2 protein-coding genes and 1 pseudogene are annotated in these 4,509 nt (G+C 71.9%); 1 reads left to right on the plus strand and 2 read right to left on the minus strand.

What is annotated here, in order from left to right:
• Window positions 1-408, plus strand: a pseudogene (locus tag A9O63_RS00075) (zinc-ribbon domain-containing protein); the annotation flags it as partial.
• Between the two features lie 187 nt (window positions 409-595).
• Here the strand turns inward: A9O63_RS00075 and A9O63_RS00080 are convergent.
• Window positions 596-3,100 carry a TIGR02302 family protein gene (locus A9O63_RS00080; protein WP_069330095.1) on the minus strand — a complete coding sequence of 835 codons (2,505 nt, stop codon included), beginning with the start codon at window positions 3,098-3,100 and terminating at the stop codon, window positions 596-598.
• A gap of 28 nt (window positions 3,101-3,128) precedes the next feature.
• Window positions 3,129-4,394 carry a diaminopimelate decarboxylase gene (gene lysA / locus A9O63_RS00085; RefSeq protein ID WP_069330096.1) on the minus strand — a complete coding sequence of 422 codons (1,266 nt, stop codon included), beginning with the start codon at window positions 4,392-4,394 and terminating at the stop codon, window positions 3,129-3,131.
• Between the last annotated feature and the right edge of the window lie 115 nt (window positions 4,395-4,509).

A 4,509-nucleotide genomic window follows, 5' to 3' on the forward strand; every position in this document is an offset into this window, starting at 1 on the left:
GCGCCCTGGCCGCAGGCTCTGCCGCCCACCGCCTCGCCGGACGTCGCCGCGACCGGCGCTCCGGATCCGGCCGAGCCCGCATCACGCCCCCGCCGCGATCTGCTGCCGGACATCGAGGCGATCAATTCGAGCCTCCGCTCGAACGGGAAGCGCCCGACTGAGACTGCCGCGCCGCAGGCGCCCGCCCCGCGGTCGCGCGCCCCGTTCCGGACCGGCTTCTTCCTGATGATCAGCCTGGCCCTGATCCTCGCACTGGCCTATGCGATGGCGCCGCGGATCGCGGCCGAGATTCCCGGGGCCGAACCCGCCCTGCGAAGCTATGTGACGGCGGTCGACGAGGCGCGCCTCTCGCTCGACCGGCTGCTGCGCACCGCCGCGGAGCGCCTTCAGGAGGACGCTGACCGCTGAGCCTCGTCAGGCCCGGGTGCCTCAGGCGGCCGGGCGGGCAGCGGCGCGGTCCCTTCGGTAGAACAGAGTGATCGCCCGGGCGGGGCCGGGTCTCGCGAGACAACGGCGCCGCGGTTTCCTTTGGGAGAATGGGCGATCTCCCGCGCGCGGCCGGCCTTGTGCGGACAGAAGCGGCCCTGCCGGCCTCTCAATACATGTCGAGCAGCCGGCGCAGATATTCGCGCTCGATCTCGGGGCGCGAGAGGTCGCCCGAACGGCGGCGGATCTCGTCCAGCAGATCCTGCGCGCGGCGGTAGACATCCTCGCCCTGCAGCATGTTGCGGTCGGATCCGATCCGGCCGGTCTCGCCGGGTTCGCGCCCCAGAGGATCGCGCTGGCTGTTCGGATCCGCGCGCCCGAAGGCCTCGCCCTCGCCCTGACCGTTCTGCTGGCGCTGCTCCTCGGCCATGGCCTCGCCCAGCTCGCGCATCCCCTCGCGCAGCTGCTCCATCGCCTCGGCCTGCCGGTCGAGGGCGCCGGGCAGGTCGCCGTCGCGCAGCGCCCGCTCGGCCTCGCGCATGGCCCGGCCGGCATCGTCGAGCGAGCGGCGGCCGTTCTCGCCCCGCTCGCTGCCCTGACCGGGCAGGGTCTGGTCCTGCATCCCGTTCAGCCGGTCGCCCAGCTCGCGCTGACGCTCGGCGAGGCTCCGGCCGTCGCGCCCCTCCTGGCCCTCGCCCTCGCCGGGCTGGCCCTCCTGCGGGCGGCCGCCGTTCGGCCCCTGCTGCAGTTCGCGGAAGGCATCGTCCGACAGGCCCTGCTGGTCGCGCAGCGTCTCGGAGAGGTCGCGCATCGCCTGGCTGCCGGGGCCCTGGCCCTGACCTTCGCCCATGGTGACCTGCATGTTCTCCATCAGCTGACGCATCATCTCCATCAGCTCGGCCGCCTCGGCCATGCGGCCCTGCTCCATCAGCTCCTGCAGCTTGTCGAGCATCTCCTGCAGCTGGTCGCCCGACATCTCCATCGTCTGGCGGTTCTCGGACTGCTGCTGATCGGGATTGCGCTGCGCCTCCTCGGCCAGCTCGCGCATGTAATTGTCGAGCGCCTGCCGCATCTCCTGCATCAGCTGCTCGATCTCGTCCTGCGAGGCGCCGTTGCGGATCGCCTCGTCGAGCCGGTCCTGCGCGCGCCGGAGCGCCTCGAGCGCCGAGGCGAGATCGCCCTCCTCGACCATCAGCGCGATCTCCCAGAGCTGCTCGGCGATCTCGTCGCGGGCGGCGGGGGCGAGGGCGGTGGCCTCGGCATCGAGCCTCCGCATCAGCACCCTCGTGCGCAGGAAGGCGCGCTCGTTGCGGAAGAGCCCCTCGGGCGCATGGGTCACCGCATGGAGGATCTGCGCCGTGCGCGGCCCGTTCGTCCGGTTCCACAGGAGGTCGCGCCGCATCTCGATCAGGGCCGCGGCCAGCGGATCGAAGAAGCGTCGCCCCGGCAGCACCACCTTCAGAGGCTCGGCCCGGCCTTCCTGCAGGGCGGCATCCGTGACCGAGAGGTTCAGCACCACGGGCAGGTTCGCGAACGGATGTTTCGCCAGATCGTCGACCAGCGTCTCGCTGAATTCGGCACGGTTGCCCGCGATGGGCAGCGGCAGGTCGAGCGTCACCGGCTCGCGCGGCTCGGGGTCCACGGCCAGCCCGTAGCGGCGGTCGACCGCAGGCAGGTCGAGCAGGATCGTCGCCTGACCACCGGTCACGCCGTAATCGTCGCGGGCCGAGAAGGAGAGCTTCATCTGCCCGTCCGCCTCGCGCTCCATCTGGCCGTCGGCGGTGACGAGCGGCGGGCGGTCGGCCAGCGCCATGATCTTCCAGGACCGGCCGCCGCGCCCGTCGATGGTCAGCGCACCGGTCTGGCGCACCTCGACATCCTGCGCGGGCCCCGGGGGCGCCTCGCCCGCGGGGCGGCCCGAGACGCTCTCGGTGACGGACAGATCGCCCACCTCGCCATAGAGGCGGATCTGGAGCCTCGTACCCACGGGCAGCGTGATCTCGGGCGCGTCGATCTCGTTGAGATAGAGGGACGGCTTGCCGGTGTAGGAGGGGGGCTGAGCCCAGGCCTCCCAGCTCGGGCCCACCATCGCCTCCGCCCCGCCGCCCGCAAGGCCCGTGACCGAGGCCACGCGCCAGACCGAGCCGAACATCAGCGCGATGACGAGGGCGGTCAGCGCCAGATACCGCAGGGCAAACGGGTCGCGGCGGGCGAGCCGGAGGTCGGGGCGGACGGGACGCGCCTCGGCCGCGCGTTCGGCCATGCGGCGGCGGTGCGCCTGCCAGATGGCGCGCGACCAGGGATCTCCGCTGCCGATGGCCTGTGCGTCGGTCATGGAGGAGATCGGGCGGCCCGGCAGCGAGGCGTCGAGCCGAGAGAGCGCCTCGGCCCGCGTGGGCCTGCGGAAGGCGCGAAGCCCGAGGCCCGCCGCGATCAGCGCGCCGAGGGCTGCCAGTGCGAGGCCGCCCCGCACCCAGTCGAGCGGCAGGAGATCCTGCAGTCCGAAGACGAGCGCCGCGAGGGTTGCCGCGAGGATCGTCCAGACCGGCCAGAAGCTGCGCACCAGCCGCTCGGCCCAGAGCCCCGCCCAGGTCAGGCGGAGCGGCCAGATCAGTCGCGCGAGCGCCGTGGCGGTCGCGGGATCCCCGGCGGTGTCGCGGTTCTCGTGGGCCATGCGCCTCGCCTGATTGCGGCTGCGCGCGTCACAGCCATTCGGGGATGCTATCGCGGCTGAGCATTTCGTCAAACGTCGGTCTCGCCCGTATGACGGCGAAGTGATCCCCGCGCACCAGAACCTCGGGCACCAGCGGGCGGGAATTGTATTCCGAGGCCATCACCGCGCCATAGGCGCCGGCCGAGCGGAAGGCCACCAGATCGCCCTCGGCCATCGGCGGCAGCGCGCGCGCCTTGGCGAAGGTGTCGCCCGTCTCGCAGACCGGGCCCACCACATCGTAGGGCTGGCTCTCGGTGCCCGACCTGGCCTCCGCCAGCGGCACGATGTCATGGTGCGCGCCATACATCGAGGGCCGCACGAGATCGTTCATCGCCGCGTCGAGGATCAGGAAGTCGCGCCCCTCGCCGCGCTTGACATAGATGACCCGGCTCACCATTACGCCCGAGTTGCCCGAGATCAGCCGCCCCGGCTCGATCTCGATCTCGCAGCCGAGATGGCCCACGGTGCGCTTGATGAGCGCGCCATAGTCGGTGGGCAGCGGCGGGGCCTCGTTCGAGCGGGTGTAGGGGATGCCGAGGCCGCCGCCGAGGTCGAGCCTGCGGATCTCGTGGCCCTCGGCGCGCAGGCGGCCGGTGAGGTCCGCGACCTTCAGATAGGCCTGCTCGAAGGGCTCGAGCTCGGTCAGCTGCGAGCCGATATGGACGTCGATCCCCATGACCTCGAGCCCGGGCAGGGCCGCGGCCTCGGCATAGACCTCCGAGGCGCGCTCGATCGGGATGCCGAACTTGTTCTCCTTCTTGCCGGTCGCGATCTTCTCGTGGGTGCGGGCATCGACGTCGGGGTTCACCCGCACGGCGATGGGCGCGCGCAGCCCCATCGAGGAGGCCACCTCGGACAGCGCCCGCATCTCGGGCTCGGATTCCACGTTGAACTGCCGGATCCCGCCCTCGAGCGCGATCCGCATCTCCTCGCGGGTCTTGCCCACGCCCGAGAAGACGATCCGGTCTCCCGGCACGCCGGCGGCGCGCGCGCGCAGATATTCGCCCGCCGAGACCACATCCATGCCCGCGCCGAGATCGCCCAGAAGCTTCAGCACCGCGAGGTTCGACAGCGACTTGATCGCGAAGCAGACCAGATGCGGCAGGGGCGTCAGCGCCTCGGTGAAGAGCCGGTAGTGCCGTTCGAGCGTGGCCGCCGAGTAGCAGTAGAAGGGCGTGCCGACGGTCGCGGCGATGTCCGAGAGCGGCACCTCCTCGGCGTGGAGCGACCCGTTGCGGTAGAGGAAATGGTCCATTTTCTGGTCAGCCTGAAGATCGGGGGCTCGGAGCGGATGCACCGGCCGGTGCGGAGGAAACGGAGCCCGGGCCGCGGGGCAGGGCGGGGGATCGGGGCGCTCGGGCCACGGGACC

The organism is Cereibacter johrii, from assembly GCF_001720585.1.
GTDB classification, from domain to species: Bacteria; Pseudomonadota; Alphaproteobacteria; order Rhodobacterales; family Rhodobacteraceae; genus Cereibacter_A; species Cereibacter_A johrii.